17 protein-coding genes are annotated in these 21,789 nt (G+C 70.7%); all 17 read right to left on the reverse strand.

The genetic code is table 11. The features are described 5' to 3' along the window. Positions 1–19 precede the first annotated feature (19 nt). Genes FFI97_RS32895 through FFI97_RS32975 form a run of 17 tightly spaced genes read right to left on the reverse strand, consistent with a single transcriptional unit; the run spans position 20 to position 21,634 of the window. Positions 20–1,507 (reverse strand): mannose-1-phosphate guanylyltransferase/mannose-6-phosphate isomerase, encoded by a 1,488-nt coding sequence (locus tag FFI97_RS32895; protein ID WP_139704947.1) that lies wholly within the window; start codon positions 1,505–1,507, stop codon positions 20–22. A 60-nt stretch (positions 1,508–1,567) separates the two neighbouring features. Beyond that, positions 1,568–2,314 (reverse strand): LuxR C-terminal-related transcriptional regulator, encoded by a 747-nt coding sequence (locus FFI97_RS32900; protein ID WP_062473275.1) that lies wholly within the window; start codon positions 2,312–2,314, stop codon positions 1,568–1,570. Between the two features lie 40 nt (positions 2,315–2,354). Next, a complete protein-coding gene (gene galE / locus FFI97_RS32905) occupies positions 2,355–3,464 on the reverse strand; it encodes a UDP-glucose 4-epimerase GalE (protein WP_139704945.1) in 1,110 nt (369 codons plus the stop codon). After that, on the reverse strand, positions 3,461–4,732 hold the full coding sequence (locus tag FFI97_RS32910) for a glycosyltransferase WbuB (protein WP_139704943.1): 1,272 nt from the start codon (positions 4,730–4,732) through the stop codon (positions 3,461–3,463). The genes galE and FFI97_RS32910 overlap by 4 nt, the downstream gene beginning before the upstream one ends. Next, on the reverse strand, positions 4,729–5,997 hold the full coding sequence (locus tag FFI97_RS32915; protein WP_139704941.1) for a polysaccharide biosynthesis protein: 1,269 nt from the start codon (positions 5,995–5,997) through the stop codon (positions 4,729–4,731). The genes FFI97_RS32910 and FFI97_RS32915 overlap by 4 nt, the downstream gene beginning before the upstream one ends. Continuing rightward, on the reverse strand, positions 5,994–6,950 hold the full coding sequence (locus tag FFI97_RS32920; RefSeq protein WP_139704940.1) for a hypothetical protein: 957 nt from the start codon (positions 6,948–6,950) through the stop codon (positions 5,994–5,996). Before FFI97_RS32920 ends, FFI97_RS32915 begins: the two co-directional genes overlap by 4 nt. Before the next feature lie 25 nt (positions 6,951–6,975). Next, positions 6,976–7,929 carry a hypothetical protein gene (locus tag FFI97_RS32925; RefSeq protein ID WP_139704937.1) on the reverse strand — a complete coding sequence of 318 codons (954 nt, stop codon included), beginning with the start codon at positions 7,927–7,929 and terminating at the stop codon, positions 6,976–6,978. Further along, on the reverse strand, positions 7,926–9,017 hold the full coding sequence (locus FFI97_RS32930) for a glycosyltransferase (protein ID WP_139704936.1): 1,092 nt from the start codon (positions 9,015–9,017) through the stop codon (positions 7,926–7,928). The genes FFI97_RS32925 and FFI97_RS32930 overlap by 4 nt, the downstream gene beginning before the upstream one ends. A gap of 24 nt (positions 9,018–9,041) precedes the next feature. Continuing rightward, complete coding sequence (locus FFI97_RS32935) at positions 9,042–10,355, reverse strand: hypothetical protein (protein ID WP_139704934.1); 1,314 nt, start codon at positions 10,353–10,355, stop codon at positions 9,042–9,044. A gap of 19 nt (positions 10,356–10,374) precedes the next feature. Next, entirely contained in the window at positions 10,375–11,352 is a 978-nt protein-coding gene (locus FFI97_RS32940; protein ID WP_139704932.1) for a GDP-L-fucose synthase family protein, read from the reverse strand. Positions 11,353–11,389: 37 nt separating this feature from the next. Further along, positions 11,390–12,073: a sugar transferase gene (locus FFI97_RS32945; RefSeq protein WP_139704931.1), complete on the reverse strand. Its 684-nt coding sequence runs from the start codon at positions 12,071–12,073 to the stop codon at positions 11,390–11,392. After that, positions 12,070–14,349 carry a polysaccharide biosynthesis tyrosine autokinase gene (locus FFI97_RS32950; protein ID WP_070061038.1) on the reverse strand — a complete coding sequence of 760 codons (2,280 nt, stop codon included), beginning with the start codon at positions 14,347–14,349 and terminating at the stop codon, positions 12,070–12,072. Before FFI97_RS32950 ends, FFI97_RS32945 begins: the two co-directional genes overlap by 4 nt. A gap of 46 nt (positions 14,350–14,395) precedes the next feature. After that, the gene (locus FFI97_RS32955) at positions 14,396–15,574 is read right to left on the reverse strand and encodes a polysaccharide biosynthesis/export family protein (protein ID WP_062473261.1); all 1,179 of its coding nucleotides are present in this window, start codon (positions 15,572–15,574) and stop codon (positions 14,396–14,398) included. A gap of 28 nt (positions 15,575–15,602) precedes the next feature. Then, the gene (locus tag FFI97_RS32960; protein WP_062473263.1) at positions 15,603–16,526 is read right to left on the reverse strand and encodes a hypothetical protein; all 924 of its coding nucleotides are present in this window, start codon (positions 16,524–16,526) and stop codon (positions 15,603–15,605) included. Next, a complete protein-coding gene (locus FFI97_RS32965) occupies positions 16,519–17,340 on the reverse strand; it encodes a serine aminopeptidase domain-containing protein (RefSeq protein WP_139704929.1) in 822 nt (273 codons plus the stop codon). The genes FFI97_RS32960 and FFI97_RS32965 overlap by 8 nt, the downstream gene beginning before the upstream one ends. Beyond that, positions 17,337–18,110 (reverse strand): 4'-phosphopantetheinyl transferase family protein, encoded by a 774-nt coding sequence (locus tag FFI97_RS32970; RefSeq protein WP_139704927.1) that lies wholly within the window; start codon positions 18,108–18,110, stop codon positions 17,337–17,339. The genes FFI97_RS32965 and FFI97_RS32970 overlap by 4 nt, the downstream gene beginning before the upstream one ends. A 2-nt stretch (positions 18,111–18,112) precedes the next feature. After that, positions 18,113–21,634 carry an amino acid adenylation domain-containing protein gene (locus FFI97_RS32975; RefSeq protein WP_260685264.1) on the reverse strand — a complete coding sequence of 1,174 codons (3,522 nt, stop codon included), beginning with the start codon at positions 21,632–21,634 and terminating at the stop codon, positions 18,113–18,115. Positions 21,635–21,789: the final 155 nt, after the last annotated feature.

Consider the following 21,789-nt stretch of genomic DNA (forward strand, 5'->3'; position numbering starts at 1 on the left):
GAGGAAGGGAAGGGACGGGTCAGGCCGGCGCATCGACGCCGCGTTCGGCCGTGGGCTGCAGGGCCGCTTGCAACGCGAGTGCCTCGCGCTTCTCGGCCGCGGGGCAGCGGCCGTAGGTGTCGTCGAAGCGCACGATGTCGTCTTCGCCGAGGTAGCTGCCGGTCTGCACCTCGATCACTTCCAGCATCGTCTTGCCGGGGTTCTCCAGCCGGTGGATGGTGCCCGAGGGCAGGTAGATCGACTCGTTCTCCCGCACCAGCAGCACCTCGCCGCCGCGCGTGGCCTTGGCCGTGCCCTTGACGACGATCCAGTGCTCGGCGCGGTGGTGGTGCATCTGCAGCGACAGCTTGCCGCCGGGCTTGACGGTCAGGTGCTTCACCTGGAAGCGCTCGCCGGTGTCGATGCTGTCGTAGGCGCCCCAGGGCCGCACCACGCGGCGATGCTCGGTGGCCTCGACCGTGCCCTCGCGCGCCAGCATACGCACCACCTCGGCCACCTGTTCGGCGCAGTCCGCGCCCGCGACCAGCACCGCGTCCGGCGTGTCCACGATGATCAGGTCCTCGGTGCCGAGCGCTACCACGGGCCGGTGCGGCGCATGCACGAAGGTGTTGCGCGAATTCAGCACGCTGCCCGCGCCGCTCACGCGGTTGCCCGCCTCGTCGGCCGGGTGCAGCTGGGCCACGGCGTTCCAGCTGCCCACGTCGCTCCAGGCACCCTCGAAGCGCACCACCGCGACGTCGGCGTGCTTTTCGAGCACCGCGTAGTCGATGCTGTCGCTGCGGCAGCCTTCGAAGGCCTCGCGGTCCAGCCGCACGAAGCTGCCGTCGACCGACACCGCGGCGGTCGCGCGTTCGCAGGTGGCGAGGATGTCGGGCGCATGCGTGCGCAGTGCCGCGACCAGCGTGCGTGCCTGGACCAGGAAGATGCCCGCGTTCCAGCAGTAGTTGCCTTGCAGGATCAGCGTTTGTGCCACCGCCGCCGTCGGCTTCTCGACGAAGCGCGCCACCGCGTGGCTGGGGCCATGGCCCGTGGCCCCGGCCGCCTCGATGTACCCGTAGGCCGTGCTCGGAAAGCTGGGCGCGATGCCGAAGGTGACGATCTTGCCTGCCAGCGCTGCTTCGACGCCGCTGCGCATCGTGGCCTCGAACAGCGCCACGTCGGGAATGTGGTGGTCCGCGGGCGCAAAGAGCAGCAGGTCGTCGGGCTCGGCCAGCAGCGCGGCCGCGGCCATGGCGGCGGCCGTGTTGCGGGGCACGGGCTCGAGGATCTGGCGGCCCTGCGCGTGCGCGTTCTCGATCGCCTCGCGCACCAGGAAGCGGTGCTCTTCCGACGCGACGCAGGTGATCGTCCGGTTCAGGGTCGCGAGCCGTTCGAGCGTGAGGTGCAGCAGGCTCTTGTTGCCCACGATCGGTGCGAACTGCTTGGGAAAGGCCTTGCGCGACAGCGGCCACAGCCGCGTGCCGCTGCCGCCGCACAGGACCACGGGATGAATGGTGGGGGTGTTCATGGTGACCAGCCTTTGTGTGTGCAGTGGGTGACGAACCGGATCGCTTCGAGGGCGTGCCGCTCAGATCAGGCCCGTGTGGACGGCGAGGTTCACCGCCTGGGCGCGCGAATGCACATGCAGCTTCTTGTAGATGCTCTTGATGTGCACGTTGACCGTCTGGCCGGTGATGCCGAGCTTGGCGCCGATCTCCGCCGAGACGTAGCCCGACGCCACGTGGCGAAGGACCTGGCTCTCGCGCGGTGTCAGCGTCGTGTCGCGCAGCGGCGATGCGTCGTCGGCGGGCTGCGGCTCGCGGGGCTGGTGGTTCAGGCGGTGCAGCAGGCGCCGCGCGAGCCGCGGCGTGATGACGGCGCCGCCGTTCACCACATGCAGCACCGCGTCGGCGAAGCTCTGCAGCCAGGCGTTCTTCAGCAGATAGCCCGTGGCGCCCAGCTCGAAGGCGCGCAGCACGTGGGCATCGTCCTCGAGCGCGGAGATCACGATGATCTCGCCGTTGCCATGGTGGCGGCGCGCCTCGGCGATCAGCTCGAAGCCCATGCCGTCGCTGAGCCGCAGGTCGACCATCAGCACGTCGAACGCATGCGTGGCCAAGAGCTTGCGCCCCTCGCGGATGCTGTCGGCCTGGCCTTCGAGCTGGATGCGCAGGTCCGACAGCAACTCCTGGGCGATCACCCGGCGCATGTACTCGTCGTCGTCGATGAGCAGCACGCGCACCGGCGATTTTTCCTGGCCCGTCATGAAGTCCGGCCACAGCCTCGCGGCGGGCGCGCACACGGGGGCGGACGGGCCCGGGCGGCGCGGCGCCATCACGGCGGGGGTGGGGTCGCCAGAGGGTGTGAGCGTGTTTTCAGCCATGTTCTTGCCCCGGTTGAAGTGAGTGAGGAACGGCGGTCGGTGCGGCGCCGTCGGCGGCGCGGACCGGGAAGCCCGGCACCGGTTCGTCGAAGCCGCGCGGGTTCGCCAGCTGCCAGCGCCAGCTGTCGGCGCACATCTGGTCCAGGCTGCGCTGCGCGCGCCAGCCCAGCCGGTCCTGGGCGTGCTGCACGTCCGCCCAGTAGGCCGGGGCGTCGCCGGGACGGCGCGGACCGATGTGCACCGCGATGCGGTGCCCGCATGCGCGTTCGAAGGCCGCGATCACGTCGAGCACCGAGGCGCCGTGCCCCGTGCCCAGGTTCACCGTGAGCAGGCCCCGATGCAGCGTCGCGTACCGCAGGGCCGCCACATGGCCTTCGGCCACGTCCATCACGTGCACGTAGTCGCGCACACCGGTGCCGTCGTGCGTCTCGTAGTCGTTGCCGTGCACGACGACGTGCCCGCGCTCGCCCACCGCGACCTGCGAGACATACGGCACCAGGTTGTCGGGCGGTCCCTGCGGGTGTTCGCCCAGCAGGCCGCTCTCGTGCGCGCCGATCGGGTTGAAGAAACGCAGGCACGCGATGCCCCAGCGCGGATCGGAGCGCGCGAGGTCCGCGAGCATGCGCTCCACCATCACCTTGGAGCGCCCGTAGGGGTTGACGGCCGCGTACGACGCGCTTTCCCGTATCGGCGAGCGCGGGATGTCGCCGTAGACCGTGGCCGAGGACGAGAAGATCAGCGTGCGCACGCCGGCACGCTCCATGGCACGCGCCAGCGCGAGGCTGCCCGCCACGTTGACGTCGTAGTAGCCGAGCGGGTCGCTCACCGAGCGGCTGACCGCCTTCAGCCCCGCCAGATGCAGCACCGCGTCGACCCCGTGCTCGGCGAACACGCGGTCGAGCACCGCCGCGTCGCGCACGTCGCCGCGCACGAGCTGCGGCTGCACGCCGCAGATGCGTGCCACGCGCTCCAGCGAACGCGGGTCGCTGTTGACCAGCGTGTCCAGCACCACCGGCAGGTAGCCGGCCGCGATCAACGCCACGCAGGCGTGGCTTCCGACGAAGCCGGCGCCACCCGTCACGAGAATCTTTGAGTGGGTCATGGTTGGGACTCGCGCAGTGGGGATGGCGTGGCCGTGCCTCGGTCCGCCACGCAGCGAAGCAGCTCTTGTTCGAGGCGCGACAGGATGGCGTCCTGGTCGAGTTCCGTCTGCGCGAACGCGCGGCCCGCCGCACCGAGCGCCTGGCGCAGGCCCGGCGAGCACGCGAGCTGCGCGATCGCGTCGGCCAGCACGGCCGCATCGCCCGGGGGCACCACGACGCCACGGTCCGCGACCACGCGGGCGAGTTCGGTGCCCGGGTGCGCCGTGGCGATCACGGCCTTGCCGCTCGCGAACATGCCGGCCAGCTTCGAGGGCATCACGAGGTCGGCGGCATCGGCGCGCTGCGGCAGCACGTGGATGTCGGCCATGCCCAGCAATTCGTTGAGCCGTTCAGCGGGCTGCAGGTCGAGAAAGTGCACGCGGTCCAGGCCGGCGCAGGCCGACATCAGCGGGCCGCGGCTCGGGCCGTTGCCGCAGATGACGAAGTGAATGTTCCGCCGGTCGGCCAGCAGGCCCGCGGCCTCGGCCAGCAGTTCGATGCCCTGCTTGGCGCCCAGGCTGCCCGCATAGAGCACGACCACGGCATCAGGCGCAATGCCCAGTTCGGTCCTGTAGCCGCTGGCCACGCGGGGAGCGGGGCGGATCGCCGAGATGTCCACCCAGTTCGGAAAGAGAACCAGCCGGCCTTCGCAGATGCCCTTGCTCCTGGCCTTGTCGACCATGGCCGCCGAGATGGTCGAGACGCGGTCGAACCTCGACAGCAGCCATCGTTCGAGCGACAGCGCGACGCGCCGCATGCCCGCGCCGCGCACGAGGCCCAGGCCGAACGCCGCATCGACTTCGAAGTCCTGGATGTGCAGCCACGACCTGATGCCGAGCAGCTTCGCGAAGCACAGCACCGCGGGCGCGCAGAAAAGAGGCGGCTCCACGACGAACACAAGGTCGGGCTTCCAGCGTGCCTGCGCCAGCAGCAGCGGCATGCTCGACAGCATGAACGAGCACAGGTGTGCCACGCGCGCCAGCGCACGCGGCTGCGAAGGCACCCAGGTGGGCGCGCGCCAGACCGTGAGGCCGTTGCGCCCGGTGGTCTTGCGATAGGCCCAGGCCGAATGGCCCTCGAACACCGCCCAGTGCGGGAAGAAGGGCGGCGCCGCGATCACGCGCACGTCATGGCCCTGGGCCTGGAGCCAGTCGGCCATCTCGCCCGAGTACTTGCCGATGCCGGCCAGCTCGGGCGCGAAGTTCATCGAGTACAGCAGGATCTTCACGGCGACCTCCCCATGACCGGGCGCAGCAGGCGCACGATCGGAAAGAAACCGAACAGCGCGCGCATGCGCAGCTCGTACAGCACGAAGTCGGTGACGAAGGCGATGAAGAAGACGTAGTGCGGCTTGTCCGGAAAGAGCGCGATCACGACGCCATACGAGGCCAGCCGCAGCGCGAACTCCAGCAGCGTCCACCATCCGAGCGAGCCCATCGTGGCGTTCAGCGAGAGCATCGTTTCGTGATGGACCGTGTAGGTCCTCAGCAGGAAGTACGGCGCGATGCACACGAAGATGTCGCGCGCCTCGGGGCCGAGCTTGAGCAGCGGCGCGGCCACCGCCATCAGGCCCGCCAGCCCCACGAAGAGCACGCAGCCGAGCAGGAACGAATGCCGTGCCAGCCGCAGCTTCTCGATCGTCAGGTTGGCCGCGTTGGCGTCCAGCATCGCCGGCGTCTTCGTGACGAGAAAGGCCTGCACGAACTGCGAGGGCGCCTCCGCAAGCAGAAAGGCCAGCTTGAACGCGCCCACATAGCCCAGCGGCATGAAGAGCGCCACCAGCAGCAGGTCTGACTTGCGCAGCAGGAAGGTCAGCAGCGCATACACCGTGGCGCTGGCCTGCGACGCGAGCGCCAGCACGGGCGGCCCGGCCGGCGGCGCCGCGCCGTTCGCCGGCAGGAAGATGGCCGCGCCCACGAGCACCAAGGCCAGCAGATTGATGGCGAGCAGGTGCGCCACGCCGATCTCCAGGCCGAGCGCAGCGAGCGTCGCCACGCCCAGCACCAGCACGGTCGCGCGCACGCCCGACTCCAGGTTGAGCAGGCCCGCATGGCCCAGGCCCCGGCTGTACGACAGGCGCAGGCTGTTGAAGGCGAAGACCGCGAGCGACAGCACGATCAGCATGAAGGGCGCACCGGCCACCGGCAGGCGCTGCGCGCCCACGACGCCGGCCGCGAGCAGTGCGGCCAGCGGCAGCCCGATCGCCAGCGTGCGCACCAGGTCGCCGCGCGTCACCCGGGGCGGCACGCTCGCGGCATTGCGCGAGAACAGCAGCGAACTGCCCAGCGTGCCCACGACCAGCGCCACTTCGAGCACCGACTGGTAAACGGAGTACTCGCCGAAGCGCGCGGGCGCCACCTGCGCCGCGATCAGGAAGATCGCCAGGAAACCCGACAGGTACACATACAGCCGCGACGCGAGCGCCCCCAGGCCCAGGCGCTGCGCCAAGCGGGCGCCGGGCAGGGCGAACGAGGTGCCGGCGGCGTGCTTCATGGCGTGCTCCCGTCCGCGGGGTGCTTCGGTGTTGGCGCATCCGCAAAGCCCAGGGTGTCGGCCATGCGGCGCGCGCGCGACGCGATCCGGTGCGCGTTGTTCTTGGCCCGGCGCGCCATCTGCAGTGCCCAGGTCAGCGCTGCGACCGTGTACACGCGGCGATGCAGCGCGGGCTGCATCGCCAGCTTGGCGGCGCCCTGGAAGTGCAGCGCGAGCACGCGCACCGTGTCGCCCGCCGGCGTCTGCAGGCAGGGCTGGCCGTCGATGAAGGCCAGGCGCTTGGCGCCGCCGCGCACGCGGAACTCGCGCACGAAGTGGTTGGTGCCGCCGTTGACGTTGTGGTCGATCACCTGGCCGTCGAACACCCGGTTGATCGGCACGGTGTTGCCGCTGGCCTGTGCCCACAGGTACAGCAGCGTCATGTCGGACACCCCGCCGCGCACGCTGCGGGTCGCGAAGCGCTCGGCGATCTCGCGCAGCTGGTGCAGGCCCGCGGGCGTGCTGTACATGCGCAGGAGGCAGGCGACGAAGTCCTGTAGGCCGGCCGCCGTCCAGTAGCTCACGTGCGGCGAGATCTGGCAGGGGTTCCAGCCGTCCGTGGGCAGGATGCTGGAGCCGGAAAAGTCGGCCTTGCCCACCAGGCGTGCAATGTGCGCGCCGACGCCTTGAAACAGCAGCACGTCGCTGTCGATCAGCACGAAGGCGCGGCAATCGGGGTGCGCTGCGAGATGGTTCGCCAGGAGGAAGTAGCGCCGGAAGCAGATCTTCTCGAACGCCGGCGTGTTGCTCGACAGGTGCACGTAGGCCTGGCAGAAGCGTTCGTACGCCGGGCCGGCGTCGGTGTCCGACAGGACGACCAGCGGCTCCTGCGCCATGGCCGCGGATTCGCAGCACAGGCGCAGGGCCGTGTTCTGGCGGTCTTCCACAACGATGAAGGGGAGGGCGTGGTCCATGGTCGGGCAAGCGGGTTGGTACGGGTCAGGGCCGCGGCGCGGTGGCGCTGCGTACCAGCGCGACGTGGGCGGGAAGAAAGTGGAAGTCGGCGTCCAGCGGCATGTCGAGCGTGAGCATTCCGCCCCGCGCGTTCGCGTCGCCGATCCAGCTGCGCAGCTGCGCGGCCGAGAAGCGCGGTGCGCTCGGCTGGGCCCAGGAGGCGCCCAGCGGCGTCAGCACATGCAGCCGGAGTTCGGAGGGCGGCGAGGCCAGGCGTGCGGCGGGCTGCAGGTACTCGCCCGCCATGAGGTTCTGGCACGGCGCGCTCTTGAGGCTGAAGCGCGCCGCCCCCTCGCCGGCATTGAAGGCCAGCCACCGGGTGGGGGCGCCGCTGCGCGCGGCCGCGCAGAACCGGTCCCAGTCGCGCGTCGTCATGCCCGTCGTGTTGTAGACGCCGTCGAACCACCAGCCCGTGGCGAGCGCGCCGTAGCGCTGCGACCAGTGCTCGATCACGGTCGACCAGGCCGCGATGAAGCGCTGCGGCGGTGGCAGCTGTTCGGAGACATCGCCCAGGCACTCCATCAGGTAGGCATCCCCTTGCGGCGCGCGGAACGGCAGGTAGAGGATCAGCGCGATGCCGTGGCGGCGCAGCGCGCGGCCGATCTCCATCGGCAGGTCGCGCGGTGAACGGTGCGCGGCGCTGCGCGGGCACAGCGCTTCGAGGGCGGCGTTCGGCGCGATGAACTGGCCGTTGTTCTGCCCGAGCGTGAGGATGAGATGGCTGGCGCGCATCTCCGCGAGCGAAGCGGCGAAGGCGTCGACGTCGAAGCGCCCGATGCCGGCGATGGACTGCTTGTCGGGCAGGTAATGCACCATCACGCCGAAGCCCGGTGCGCCCGGCGTTTCGGGCGGTGTGGCGACGGCGGGCTGCGCCCATCCGGCCAGCCCGAGCGCCAGCAGCGCGAGCGTGCGAAGCAGGGACTGTGCGCGGTTCGTCATGGCGTGGCCCTCGCCAGCGACGCGTCGCCGCGCTTCAGCGTGAGGTAGCTCGCGGCCACCGCGCCCGGCGTGCAGGCCCGCGAGAGCGACCATGCGGGGCGCGTGCGCTGGTGGGCGGCCAGGTAGCGCTCGATGCTGCCGAGGCCGACGAATTCATTGCCGATGAAGAACGCGTAGCCCGCGAAGAGCTCCCGGTGCACCGGAAGGTCCGAGAGCAGCAGCGGCACGCCCAGCGTGGCCGCCTCGGCGGCCGACAGGTTGAAGCCCTCGAAGGTGGACAGCGAGATGAAGGCCGTCGCGCCCCGGTACAGCCGCAGGAGCTCGTCCCGCGACACCAGCCCCCGGTGCCGCACGCAGGCGCGGAACGCGGGCGCCATGGCCGAGATCATGCGTTCGACCTCCCTGGCGCCGTTGCCGGTGATGTCGAGGTAGTCGATCAGGCCCTGGCGCTTCATGCGCACGAAGAGCTTCAGGATGCCTTCGAAGTTCTTGTGCGGGTAGTAGTGGTAGGCCGCGATCAGGTAGCGCCCGCCGGGCGCGGCCGTGCTGTCGGCGCGCTCCCTGGCGGCGCCCGCATCCACGGGATTGAAGATCACCGCCGGGTGCGCGCAGCGTCCGAAGTGCCGCTCGAAATCTTCCTGGCTGCTGCGGCTGATGAAGACCACGTCGGCGGCGCTGCGCGCGACGCGGTGCAGGTTCCAGTCGAGCCACAGGCGCTTGCGCGCGGTGAAGTACTGCGGGTACGACTTGTACTGCACGTCGTGCACCACCACAATCGAATCCCGATGGCGGCCGAAGGGCGCCAGCAGCGAGAACGGCAGGAAGTAGTTCGGGAACAGCGAGTACACGCGCTCCCCGCGCAGCCACCCGCGCAGCAGGTGGACGTTGTAGAGCAGCGTGTCGAGGATGAAGCGGCTGATCTTCAGCCGCCGCGCGGCCGCGTACAGGTGCGGATGGCGCTCGCTGACCGGCTGCACCTCGTGCTCCGGCGCATCGCGCATGCTCTCGAGCAGCACCTCGGACACGTTCAGCACCCCGCCCGCCGACGCGTTGAGCCGGATGGTGTCGTAGAAGAGGTAGGTGGCCATGGTCGCTCCCGGGTGCGTGCGTTCTCATGCGGTCGGCAGGCTGGCGCGTGCCGGTCGGGGGGCGGGCCTGCGGAACCACGCCGCGAGGCTGCCGGCGACGACGGCCGCGACCAGCCCCGAGACGGCGAACGGTCCCCAGCCCAGGATCGGTCCGCGCAGGAACGGCACGTAGGCCGCCAGCAGCACCAGCGCGCACAGGTAGCCGGTCGTCAGCGTGCGTTGCGGATCGACGGCCTTGTCGACGACGCGAAAGAGCGCCGAGACCGCGAAGCCCAGCAGGGCCGGGCCCGCCAGGCCGAAGTCGAAGTAGGCGGTGGTGAAGGGCGGCAGCGACAGGTTGCTCTGCGAGAAGTTGCCCAGCACGGCCGGCCAGCCGAGCGGGTCGTAGCCCGGGAACATCTTCAGTTCGCGCGGCAGGATGAAGGAGAAGGCCGAGAGCAGGTAGCGCCCGTAGCCCAGATCGGGCGAGGGCGCACGCTCCAGGATGCCCGCGACGACGAACATCGCGTCGAAGTCCTGGCTGAAGGGGTACGACGCCAGCTCCGCGCCCCACATGGCGTCCCGCGAGATCAGGTTCAGCACCGGGCCCAGGCCCGCGATGGCGCCGAAGATCACGATGGCGAGCGTCCACCGGTGGCGCCGCCCCAGGGCATGGATGAGCAGCGGCAGCAGCCCGATCAGGATGACCTGGCGCGCCGTGTTGACCGGGTTCGCGGCGATGGCGGCCAGCGCGAACGCGAGGCCCGCGACGCACCAGGCCCACAGCGTGCGCTGGCGCGTGGCGTGGATCGCGAGTGCCACGCAGCACAGCAACACCATGAGCTTGGGCAGCGTGGAATAGACGATGTACTGGACCGGCGCGGCCTCCTCTTCGGAAATCACGCCGCGCGCCGTGAAGTTCATGTCGGGGCGCAGGAAGAGCATGGCGAACGCCACCTCCAGGCAGGCCAGCAGCAGGAAGGGGTGGGCGACGCCGGCAATGAGCGCGCGCTGCGCCGGCCGGGGCGCGGCGGGCGGCTCGGGCAGGCCCAGCCGTGCGGCTTCCACGCCGGCCATGTACAGCAGCACGAGCATCAGCCCCTGCGTGTGCGCGGCCTGGCCGACGATGCCGACCTCCCAGAAGTCGGTGTCGGTCGCGATCTGCATCGCCGGCGCCAGCGAGAAGTAGATGAGAACCGCCGTGTAATGGATCAGCAGGAACACGCTGTCGCTGGCGGTGCCCAGCATCGACAGCTGCACCACCGTCAGCACGAACACCACCCCGTAGCCCCAGACAGGATCGATCAGCCCGCACAGTGCGGCGCAGACGATGCCGGACCAGAAGACGAGGGTTCTCATGGCGAGGTCCGTTTCTGCTTCAGGCGTGCTCGGCCTCAGCGGCGGTCCGGCGCGCGGTCTGGTAGTCCGCATAGGTGCGGCGCAGCCCTTCGGCCAGCGGCACCGTGGCACGCCACCCGAAGCTGGCCGCGCGCGACACGTCCAGCAGCTTGCGCGGTGCGCCGTCGGGCTGGGCCAGGTCGTAGTGGATGCTGCCCTCGTAGCCCACGACCTCGCGGATGTGCTCCACCAGCTCGGCGATCGAGACGTCCTCGCCCGTGCCGAGGTTGATGTGGCCGCGCATCGGATCGGTGTGCTGGTCGTAGGCGGCGCGCGACAGGTTCATCACGTCCAGGCAGCCTTCGACCATGTCGTCCACGTAGAGGAATTCGCGCCGTGCCCGGCCGCTGCCCCAGATCAGCACGCTCGGCGTGCGGCTGATCTTGGCCAGGTGAAAGCGCTGGATCAGCGCCGGCACCACGTGGCTGTTCTCCAGGTGGTAGTTGTCGCCGGGGCCGTAGAGGTTGCTCGGCATCACGCTGCGGAAGTCGACGCCGTGCGTGGCGCCGTACTGCCGGTTGTAGCTCTCGCACAGCTTGATGCCCGCGATCTTGGCGATCGCGTAGGGCTCGTTGGTGGGCTCGAGCTTGCCGGTGAGCAGGGCCTCTTCGCGGATCGGCTGTTCGGCCAGGCGCGGGTAGATGCAGCTCGAGCCGAGGAACAGCAGCCGCTTGACGCCGGCGAGAAAGGCCTGGTGCGTGAGGTTCGCCGCGATCAGCAGGTTCTCGTAGATGAACTGCGCGGGGTAGGTCATGTTGGCGTGGATGCCGCCGACCTTGGCCGCCGCCACGTAGACCTGGTCGATGCGCTCGGTCGCGAAGAAGCGCGCAACGGCCGCCTGGTCGAGCAGGTCGAGCTCGGCGTGGCTGCGCGTCACGACCTCGTGGCCGAGTTCGCCCAGGCGCCTCGTGAGCGTCTGGCCGACCATTCCGCGATGACCTGCAACATAGATTCGCATGGCGTTCTTTCAGTGAAGGAAGAGGGGACTGCGGGTTTCAGCGCGAACCGCGCGCCCCGAGCACGACGCGGAAGGTCTTCAGCAGGATCACCACGTCGCGCAGCAGCGACAGCGTGGCGACGTACTCGGCGTCCATGGCCGCGCGGCGGCGGTAGCTCACCTCGTTGCGTCCGCTGATCTGCCACAGGCCCGTGATGCCCGGGCGCACGGCGCAGTAGTACGCCCAGTACGGGCCGTAGAGCTCCTTCTGCGCAAACATGCAGGGGCGCGGGCCGACCATGCTCATGTCGCCCTTGAGCACGTTCCAGAATTGCGGAAACTCGTCAATGCTGTAGCGGCGCAGGAAGGCGCCGAAGCGGGTGATCCGCGGGTCGTGCTCGAGCTTCTGGAACTTCTCCCATTCGCGCCGCGCCGCGTCGTTCTCGCGCAGGTGGCGGGCCAGCAGGGCATCGGCGTCGGGCGCCATGGTGCGGAACTTGTAGAAGCGGAAGATCCGCCCGTCGCGGCCGTAGCGCGGCTGCACGTAGATGGCCGGGCCGCCCGAGGTCAGCAGCACGCCGAGGGCGATCAGCGCGTAGGCCCAGCCCAGGAACAGGAAGAAGGCGCCCGCCAGGAGGATGTCCATGGCGCGCTTGGCGGCCTGCAGGAGCCGCGAGCCGCCCACCGGCACGGGGCGCGCGGCGGTGCTGCGGTGCGGCGTGCGTGAAAGGTGCGTGCTCATGATGTCGCGCGCTCCGGTTCGGCGCGGGGGGTGTGCCCCAGCGCGGGCGGATAGATGTTCGGCGGCAGGCCGTAGGGCCCGTAGTCGTAGCCGTAGGCGTTGTGGCGTTGCCGCGCGTCCTGCGCGTTGAGCACCACGCCGTGGAACGCCGCGCCCACGTGCGCCAGCCGCTTCGCGCTCTCCACCAGGTCGCCCAGCTCGCTGTCGCCGGCGCGGGCCACGAGCATCAGGGTGCCCACGTCCGGTGACATCGCCACGGTCTCGGTCGCCAGCAGGATCGGCGGGGCATCGATGACCACGGCGTCGTACAGCGCCGAGAGGGTCTCCAGCAACCGCGTGAACGCAGTGGAACCCATCATCGTGGCCGGATCGAGCGGCAGCTTGCCGGTGGTGATCACGTCCAGGTGCGGCAGCACCTGCGCATGCACCGCTTGCGCGAGCGTGGCGGTGCCGGCGATCAGCTCCGACAGGCCGGTGGTCGCCTTGAGCCCGAACTGGCTCGCCAGCTTGCCGCGGCGCATGTCGGCGTCGATCAGCAGCACGCGCCTGCCGGAGGCCGCCAGCACGGCCGAGAAGTTCGCCGACAGGAAGGTCTTGCCCGCACCCGGCGTGGCGCTGGTCAGCAGGATGCGGTTGTTCTGCGCGCCCGCCATCAGGAAGCCCAGCGCGGTGCGCAGCCTGCGCACGCCTTCGAGCGCCGGGTCGTCCGGATGCGAGGCCGCCAGCAGCTTCACGCCGGGCTTGCCCTGGCGGATGGCGCGGTCGAGCGTGCCCTGCCGCGTGCTGAGTGCGATCGTGCTGTAGACGTTCAGGCCGGTGCGCATCTCGATCTCGTCGGGGGTGGCGACCGTGTTCTTGAGCACCTTGCGAAGCACCGACGTGACCGCGCCCAGGAACAGCCCCACGACCAGCGCCAGCGCCATCACGATCACCGCCTTGGGCCGCACCGGCTTCTCGGGCGACAGTGCCTGGTCGAGCACGCGCACGTTGCCGATGCGGCCTTCGCGGGCCAGGCGCATCTGCAGCGAGCTGTTCAAGAGCGACGAATAGAGCTCGGTGTTGACCTTGATGTCGCGCTGCATGCGCAGCGAGTTCTGCTGCAGCATCGGCATGCGGCGGATGCGGTTGTCCACGCCGCCCAGCTCCTTGCGCAACGAGGCGATCTGCGCGTCGAGCGTGATCAGCATCGGGTGCTGGCTGGTGAAGCGGCTTGCCAGGTCCAGGCGCTTCTGGCGCGCGTCGAGCAGCTTGGCCTGCAGGTCGACGTTCTGCGACAGCGCGTTGCGCGCCTCGTCGTCCAGGCTGATGGTTCCGTTCTGGTTGCGGTACTGGTTGTAGGCCTCTTCGGACTGTTCCAGCTGCTGCTTGAACTTGGGCAGCTCGGTGCCCAGGAAGTTCAGCGTGCGCTCGGCCTGCGCGGTCTTCTGGTCGATGTTCTGGCGCATGTACAGGCGCGCCACTTCGTTGAGCAGGTTTGCCAGGTGCTCGCGATCGTCGGTCTGCCAGCTCACGTCGATCACGCTGGACTGCTTGCCCTTCTCGATCACGCGCAGCTCGCGCTGCAGCTCGAGCATGGTGAGCTGCGTGGAATGCCGCGTCAGCTCGAAGGCGCCGCCGGGCCGGGCGTCGATCGAGGCCACGAGCAGGTGGACCGTGCCGCCCGGCACCGAGCTGTCCTGCGGCTCGCCGACCCGGCCGTGCAGCGGGGTGTCGAGGTCGGGGTGCGTCAGGGTGTAGGTGCCGTCCTTGCCGGCGGTCAGCAGGAACTTCTTGCCCTCGAGGGCCGGCGGCACGTCCATCTGCGCGACCGCGATCCGCTCGGTGCCCGACACATAGCCGCGCATGCCGAGGAAGCCCGGCCTGGACAGCGTCTTCGAATGCCGTGCGATGAAGGCGCCCACGACCGGGATGTAGTGCGGCCGTGCCTTGATGAACAGCTTGGTGTTCTCGATCGCCTGGCCGAGCACCATGCGCGACTTCAGGATCTCGGCCTCGCCCGAGGTCGGCGTCTTCACGCCCACGCCGTTGACCGCGGCATCGCCCGCGCCGCCGGGCGAGCGTTCGGCATCCTCGAGCTGGATCAGCACGTTCGCTTCGTACACGCGCGGCCCGAAGAGCGCGTAGCCCGCGCCCAGCACCAACACCGCGGCGGTGACCGAGGCAATCAGCCATCGGTTGTCCAGCATCAGATCGACGTATTCCTTGAACCGCGAGTGCGGGCGCTCGGGTTCCGGGCTGTACGGTGCGGGAAGCGGGGGGTACCAACGCGCATTCATGGGCTTCACCTTCTTTGTCGTGTTCGGGCCGGGGCGCTGCGCAGAGCTACCTGCTGCGGGCGGTGTCGCGCGCGAGGTTGATCACCTGGGCGGCGGGAAGGATCAGGTTGGCGACCCGGTTCCACGAGACCAGCGGCACGCGGTCGACATAGACGACGTCGCGCGGCCGCAGCTCGAAGCGGTCGGCCAGGGCGAGCGCGGCCGGGTTCTTCGCGTTCAGGCTGAAGATCTGCGGCGTGTCGGGCGTCTGCGGCGAGTTTCGGATCACGTAGATCTGCCCGGGGTCGGCCGTGAGCAGGTCGGGCCCGCCCGCATCGCCGAGGGCCTCGTTCAGGCTCATGCGGCCGTTGCGCATCAGCAGCGCCGAGGGGCGCAGGATCTCGCCCATCACGTAGATGCGGCTGTCGTCCCGGCTGCCGACGTACACGATGTCGCCGTTGCGCAGCGGGATGTTGTTGGCGTCGGCGCCGAAGCGCTTGAGCTGCATCAGGTCGATGACCACCGTGCGGTCGCCGCGCGTGAGCGTCACATGCGAACGGTCGCCCCCGGCGGTGATGCTGCCCGCGCGGTTGAGCGCCTCGGACAGCGTCATCGGGATGTCCGTGAAGATCTGCAGCCCCGGCGTGCGGACCTCGCCCTCGACATAGGCGCGCTGGCTGCGGAACGACTGGATGCGCACGCTCACCAGCGGTGCCTTGATGATGCTGCCGATGCGCTTGGCGATCAGCTCGGACGCACCGCTTTCCGTCAGGCCCTGCAGCCGGGTGCGGCCGATGTAGGGAAAGCTGATCTCGCCCGCGGCATCGACGATGAAGCCCGGCGCCACGGTGACGCCGGTCGGGTCGCTCTGCTGCGCGATCACCGCGCCCAGGTTGGGCTGCAGCTCGGGATTGTTGTAGACGGTGATGCCCACCACGTCCCCCGGCCCGATGGTGTAGGGCGCGGGCCGGCCGAACAGCGCCTTCACGTCGGGCGGGATGCCCGTGTTGCCGGCGAGTTGCGCGCGGACCAGCTCCGGCGTGATGGCCGCGATCCTGCCGCCGGCCGTGCCGTCGGCCGACTGCAGCGGGCCCGGCGTGCCGAAGCCGGGTGCGCAGCCGCACAAGCCGAGCGACAGCAGCAGCGCCATGGCACGCGACCGGAAGCGGCCACCGGGAAGGGCGCGGGCGCCCTCGGTGGCGAGGAGGCGCTCGCCGCGCGGGTTCGCTGGGGTTGCGGATGTCATGGCAATCTCCTTGGCTTCGGTTGTTGTTTCAGGGCGCGGCGAGGGTGGCCGGGATCGCGCGCGGTGTGCCTGTCGCCGGGCGGTCCTGCCGCTGCGGGCTGCCGGTGGCCAGGCAGTGCTCGACGACCCAGTCGCCGACGGACTGCAGGAAGAGCTGCTGGCCCTTCACCGTGCAGACGGTGTGGTCCACGTCCCGCATGAACTCGTACTGCAGGCCCTGCATGAACGGTTCGCGGCGCAGGGCGCCGAGCTGGTCGCGGTCGCGGTCGCAGACATGCAGCGACCCCGAATACAGCAGCTGCACCGCCACCTCGCGTTCGACCAGCCGCTTCATCGTGGCTTCGAACCAGATCGCGTTGACGTTGGGCGGCCGCCGGTCCACGAAGTAGCCCGGCAGCGGCTTGCCCACCGTGCTGCCCGGCAGATGGCGCAGCACCCAGCGCCGCGCCTTGCCCGGGAACGACGGGTGCAGCGGCGCCGCGAGCGCGCGGCGCACCGTGAGCTCCCAGCGCGTGCGCCGCTGGGGGAAAGCAAAGCCGTCGAACAGCGAGAGCGCCACCATGCGCGCGTCCACCGCGGCGGCCGACATGGCGTGCTCCACGCCCGAGCACATGGCCACGGTCGCGAACTGGCCGATGCCCTGCATGCGTTGCACGAGGTCCATGGCGGCCTGCAGGCTGTGCACCGCGCGCGTCTGCAGGTCGGGCCCGGTGTCCAGCGCCTCGCTGTCGCCGATGCCGCCCAGGTCGAAGCGCAGGCTGCCCACGCCGCGCGCGGCCAGGAGGTGCGCCAGCTTCACGTTGATGCGACGCGGCCCCACGCGGTGGTTCGCGCCCATGTTGAACATCAGGCAGGCGACGGGCGCCGGCACGCGCTGCGCGGGAAGGGTGAGCATGCCCATCAGTGCGTTGCCGGGGCCGAAGCACACCGGGGTCTGCGTCATGTCATTCATGGATGGCTCCCTGCAGGCGGTTGAGCGCATCGGCCGGCACCATCGCGCTGTGGGGAAAGGGGTCGGACGTCCAGTCCAGCGGGTGGCTCAGGTAAGCCAGGCGCACCGGCATGTGGCGCGACTGCTGCTCGGCCGCCCATTGCGCGGTGGACGTGTCGTCGGGCGGGGCCAGCACCAGGGTGTCGTGCAGGGCCGTGAGCGGCAGCGACTGCGGCGTGAGGGCGCGCAGCTGCGCCTGCAGCGCCGGCGAGAGACGCACGCCCAGCGCCTCCTCGGGCAGTGCGTCCGGGTCCCGCGCGAGGTGACGGCGCCAGGACAGGTCGGGAATGCAGAAGGTCGTGTCGATCGCCTCGACGTGCCGTTCGCGCAGCAGGCGCGCGTAGCCCGGCCCGTCGATCACCGGCTCCCAGAGCACCAGCCGCGCCGGGTCGCAGCGCCCGTTGCGCGCGGCCAGCACGGCCAGGGTGGCGCCCAGCCGCGCGCCGATCCACACGATGGCGGCATGGGGTGCGTGCCGCCGCAGTTCCTCGTGCGCCGCGCACAGGTCGCGGCGCCAGCCGTCGAGCTCGCCCTCGCTCTCGTCGCCCGGCGAGTCGCCGGAGCCGTAGAAGTCGAAGCGCAGCGTGGCGATGCCGGCGCGCGCGAGGCGTTCGGCCAGCACCTTGAAGAAGCGGTGGGTGCGCAGGCCCTCCTGCCCGAAGGGCGGGCACAGCAGCACCGCGGTGGGCTCGCCCCGGACGTCGTCGGCCGCGTGGAACGCGCCGAAGACCTGGCGCGAGGCCGGTCCGAACATGAGGGGCGTGAAGAGGGTCATGCGACACCCCCTGCGCATCGCGCTTCGCTCATCCCCTTGCGCGGATTCAGGGGGCGCATGCGGCGGCCTTCGGGGTCGGCCTGCGAGGGTCGCGCGCGGGCTTCGGTATGGCGCCATTCGGCGAGCGAACCCACGCTGTCCGCCCGCGCGGGCGCCGGCCCCAGCGCCAGCACGAGGATGCGGCCGGCCACCGGCAGCTCGACGCTGCGGCTGTCCGGGGCCAGGCCCACGTCGAAACTCTGCGGCGACACCAGCAGGCCCACGCCGATGGCCTTCAGGCAGGCTTCCTTGCGGGTCCAGCAGGTCAGGAAGGCGCGGTCGCGTTCGTCGGCGGGCAGGGCGGCCAGTGCCTCCTGTTCGCGCCGCGTGAAATGCGCCGCCGCCAGGTCGTCAGCGTCCGGCATCGGGCGCAGCAGCTCGACGTCGGCGCCCAGCGGGCCGCGCCCGCCGATGGCGATCAGCGCCAGGCCCTGGCTGTGGCTCAGCGAGAACTGGGTGCGCGGGTGGCCCGCGAGCGACGGCTTGCCGAAGGCGCCGGTGGCCAGCGTCAGTGCGTCGGGCGCCAGGCCCGTGTACGCGCACAGCGCCTGGCGCAGCGCGACATGGGCCGCCACGAAGCGCTGCCGGTCGACGGGAAAGCGCAGGTTCTCGGCGCGTGCGCGCTCTTCTTCCGACAGCACCTGGGCGGGCAGGGTGTCGGTGAAGCTGTCCAGCTCGACGTACCGGCAGACCGGTGCGTCGATGGACAGTGCGTTGGCGGCGCCGGTCATGGTCACCCCTTGCGCAGCCAGCTGCCGAGTGCGCCGAGCAGCCCGCCGCGCTGTGCATGCGCGGCCGTGCCGGCGGCCAGGTCGGCGAGGTCCGAAGGCACGCCGTGCGGCGTGCCATGCGCCGAGGACGCGATCTGCCCGAGGTTCTCGAACAGGTAGCGGCGCGGCTCCACGCGGTGCCCCAGCGTCTGCGTCGCCTGCTGCACGGCGCGCAGCACCAGCAGCGAGTCGCCGCCGAGGTCGAAGAAGTTGTCGCTGGCGCGGATCTCGTCGACGTCGATGCCGATCACGTCGGCCCAGATCTGGGCCAGCTGGGCGTGCTCGGGGCTGAGCAGGCCCCGCTTCGCCTCGCGCTCGTCGCCGTTGAGGGGCTCGGCCGGCGCGCCCTTGTCCGCATCGTCGGCCGCCAGCTTGCGCAGATAGCGCGCGCTGGCCGAGCCTTCGGCGCTGGCGATCTCCGCGAGCGTGGCGTTCGGGTGGTCGGCGACGCGGCCCAGCACCTCGAGATAACGCTCGCGCAACTGGGCGCCGGTCTCGCGCAGGTAGACGTCGGCGTTGTAGAGCAGCGCGCCTTCCAGGCCGTGCGGCTTGTCCATCAGCCACACGCCGACGTCGTCGGTGGCGCCGTGCTGCATCACGTGCACCTGGCGGGTCTGCAGGCTGCCGACGGTGCGCGCGCGCTCGCGGGCGTCCTGGAACGAGAACATCGCCTGGTAGGGCCCCGAGGCCTTGATCTGTCCCGCATAGCCGGGCTCGGCCATCAGGCGCTCGAAGGGCACCTGCTGGTGGTTCATCATCGACAGCAGCTCCTGCTTCACGTAGCGCATGAAGTCGGGCAGCGGCAGCGCCATGTCGACCGCGAGCGAGACCGGCAGCACGTTGTTGAAGAAGCCCATGACGTCTTCCGTCTCGGCCTGCTGGCGCCCGCGCACCGGGTTCGCGATGACGATGGCTTCGTTGCCGGTCGCCTGGGCCATGGTCAGCGCGTAGATGCCGAAGGTCAGCATGCTGAGCGTCACGTCCATGTCGCGCGCCACCTCGCGCAGCCGCTGCGTGCTCTGCAGGTCGATGTGGATCCAGTGCGCGCCGCCCTGGCCGCTCTTGCCCGCGCGGCGCGGCATGTCGGTGCGGGGCGGGCGCACGGCCCTGGCGCTTGCGAGCCGGCCGCGCCAGAACGCGAGCTGCTCCTCGCAGGCAGGCTCGGTCAGCCACTTCTCGAGCCACTCGGCGTAGTCGCCGTGGGTGGTGGCGAGCGCGGGCAGGTTGTGGGGCCGGCCGCGTTCGGCGGCGTCGTAGAACGCGCCCAGTTCGCGCTGCATCAGGTCGAAGGACCAGCCGTCCCAGATCAGGTGATGCGGCACGAACAGGAAGACGTGTTCGTTGTCGTCGAGCTGGAACAGGGTCGCGCGCATCATCGGTGCGCTGTGGATGTCGAGCGGCCGGTCTGCCAGCTCCTGCATCTGCTCGACCAGCTCGGCCTCGCGCTGGTCCGCGGGCAGGCCGCGCAGGTCGACCAGCGGCAGGGCGAATTCCACCGACTCTGCGATCGACTGGATCGGGCGACCCGTGTCCTCGTCGAAGCCGATGCGCGTGCGCAGCGACGGCTGGCGGCGGATCATTTCGCGCAGCGCGCCTTCGAAGCGCGCGGCGTCGAGCTTGCCGGTGAGCCGCTGGGCCGAGGGTGCGTTGTAGACCGACCGGCCCGTGTACAGCTGCTCCATGAAGCGGATGCGTTCCTGCGAGGGCGTGAGCGGCGCGCTGCGGCGATCCGGGTGGCAGGCAATGGGCGCCTGCAGGCCGACGCCCGCGCCCTGCAGCGCCTCGATGACCGCGGTCAGCTTCTCGGCCGTGGGCGCCTCGAACAGCGCGCGCAGCGGCAGCGTGACCTGGAACTCGCGGCTCAGCAGCGTGGTGAGCCGCGCGGCCAGCAGCGAGTGGCCGCCCATGGTGAAGAAGTTGTCGTGCATGTCCAGGCCCGGCAGGCTCAGCACCTTCTCCATGACCGCGAGCACCTTGCGCTCGTGCGCGTTGCGCGGACCGGCGCCGCGCCGCACCTCGTTGCGCGCCACCGCCTGCGGCGGCGGCAGCGAGACGCGGTCGACCTTGCCGTTGGCCAGCGTGGGCAGGGCGTCGAGCGTCACCACGTGCTGCGGCAGCATGAAGGCCGGCAGGTGCTTGCGCAGGTGCACCATCAGTACATCGAGGTCGAAGCCGCCGCCGGGCAGCAGCGCCAGGTAGGCCACCAGGCGCACGTCGCCGGGGTTGTCCTCGCGGGCCACGACCACGCTGCGCGAGACGCCGGCCACTTCGCAGCAGCGCACCTCGATCTCGCCGGGCTCGATGCGGTAGCCGCGCACCTTGACCTGGAAGTCGAGTCGCCCGAGGTGGTCGAGCAGCCCGTCGTTGCGCCAGCGGCCGCGGTCGCCGGAGCGGTAGACCTTCTTCGTGGCACCGAAGATGCGCACCGTGACGAAGCGCTCGGCGGTCAGCGCGGGGCGGTCGAGGTAGCCCAGCGCCACGCCTTCGCCCGCGATGCAGATTTCGCCAGGCACGCCGATCGGGCAGGGCTGCAGGTCGGCGTCGAGGATCCAGATCTCGGTGTTGTCGACGGGCCTGCCGATCGAGATGCCGCGCGAGGCGATCTCTTCGGGACGCACATGCCAGGCCGTGGAGTACACCGTCGTCTCGGTCGGGCCGTAGCCGTTCCACAGGCCTTCCATGCGCTCGCACAGCGCCAGCGCCATGCTCGGGCGCAGCGCCTCGCCGCCGGTCCAGCCGCGAAAACCGGGCGTGCCGCCGGCCCACTGGGCATCGAGCAGCAGCTGCCACATGCCGGGCGTGGCCTGCAGCAGCGTGATCTGTTCGTCGTCGAGCGCCTGCGACAGGCGGTTGCCGTCCATGGCGACCTCGCGCTGCACCATCACGAGTTCGGCGCCGGCCGCCAGCGGCAGCAGCAGGTCGGGCACGGCCATGTCGAACGACAGCGTGGTGACGGCGGCGATGCGGTCGGACGGGCCGATGCCCGATTCGCGCTGCATCCACTGCAGCAGGTGCGCCACGCCCCGGTGGTGCGCGATGACGCCCTTGGGCAGGCCGGTCGAGCCGGAGGTGTAGATCACATACGCGGCGTCTTCGGACCCGGGGTCGTCGCTGCTCGGCGGCAGCGCTTCGCCCGACAGCTGGCGCCAGGCGGTGTCGCGATCGATCTCGAAGACGCGCTGGTCGGCGTCGGCGCGCCAGTCGCGCGGCGCCACCGCGATGTCGGACGAGGTCAGCATCAGGCTGAGGGTGGCGTCGCTGGCGTAATGGTCCAGCCGCGCCTGCGGAAATGAGGTGTCCATCGGCACGTAGGACGCCCCCGCCTTGAGAATGCCCAGCATGGCGACGACCATCTCCAGGCTGCGTTCCAGGCACAGCCCCACGCGCTGGCCGCGGCCCACGCCGCGCGCGCGCAATGCACGCGCCAGGCGGTTGGACAGTGCGTCGAGCTCGCCGTAGCTGCAGCTGCGCGCGCCGTCGCGCACCGCCGGGCGGAGCGGCTGCTGCGGCACGCGCGCCACGAAGCCGGCATGCGCCAGCGGCGCGCCGCGCAGCAGCGCACGCGCGCGGGCTGCAGCGCCAGCAGCGCACGCGCGGCGCCGGCGGACAGCACGTCGAGCCCGCCGATGGTGTCGTCGGG

The organism is Variovorax sp. KBS0712, from assembly GCF_006323185.2.
Classification (GTDB): domain Bacteria; phylum Pseudomonadota; class Gammaproteobacteria; order Burkholderiales; family Burkholderiaceae_C; genus Variovorax; species Variovorax boronicumulans.

Bases quoted from the DNA above. Each gene is read 5' to 3' on its own strand.
- FFI97_RS32895 (WP_139704947.1), bottom strand. From the start codon at position 1,507: ATGAACACCCCCACCATTCATCCCGTGGTCCTGTGCGGCGGCAGCGGC.
- FFI97_RS32900 (WP_062473275.1), bottom strand. From the start codon at position 2,314: ATGGCGCCGCGCCGCCCGGGCCCGTCCGCCCCCGTGTGCGCGCCCGCC.
- galE (WP_139704945.1), bottom strand. From the start codon at position 3,464: ATGACCCACTCAAAGATTCTCGTGACGGGTGGCGCCGGCTTCGTCGGA.
- FFI97_RS32915 (WP_139704941.1), bottom strand. From the start codon at position 5,997: ATGAAGCACGCCGCCGGCACCTCGTTCGCCCTGCCCGGCGCCCGCTTG.
- FFI97_RS32920 (WP_139704940.1), bottom strand. From the start codon at position 6,950: ATGGACCACGCCCTCCCCTTCATCGTTGTGGAAGACCGCCAGAACACG.
- FFI97_RS32925 (WP_139704937.1), bottom strand. From the start codon at position 7,929: ATGACGAACCGCGCACAGTCCCTGCTTCGCACGCTCGCGCTGCTGGCG.
- FFI97_RS32930 (WP_139704936.1), bottom strand. From the start codon at position 9,017: ATGGCCACCTACCTCTTCTACGACACCATCCGGCTCAACGCGTCGGCG.
- FFI97_RS32935 (WP_139704934.1), bottom strand. From the start codon at position 10,355: ATGAGAACCCTCGTCTTCTGGTCCGGCATCGTCTGCGCCGCACTGTGC.
- FFI97_RS32940 (WP_139704932.1), bottom strand. From the start codon at position 11,352: ATGCGAATCTATGTTGCAGGTCATCGCGGAATGGTCGGCCAGACGCTC.
- FFI97_RS32945 (WP_139704931.1), bottom strand. From the start codon at position 12,073: ATGAGCACGCACCTTTCACGCACGCCGCACCGCAGCACCGCCGCGCGC.
- FFI97_RS32950 (WP_070061038.1), bottom strand. From the start codon at position 14,349: ATGAATGCGCGTTGGTACCCCCCGCTTCCCGCACCGTACAGCCCGGAA.
- FFI97_RS32955 (WP_062473261.1), bottom strand. From the start codon at position 15,574: ATGACATCCGCAACCCCAGCGAACCCGCGCGGCGAGCGCCTCCTCGCC.
- FFI97_RS32960 (WP_062473263.1), bottom strand. From the start codon at position 16,526: ATGAATGACATGACGCAGACCCCGGTGTGCTTCGGCCCCGGCAACGCA.
- FFI97_RS32965 (WP_139704929.1), bottom strand. From the start codon at position 17,340: ATGACCCTCTTCACGCCCCTCATGTTCGGACCGGCCTCGCGCCAGGTC.
- FFI97_RS32970 (WP_139704927.1), bottom strand. From the start codon at position 18,110: ATGACCGGCGCCGCCAACGCACTGTCCATCGACGCACCGGTCTGCCGG.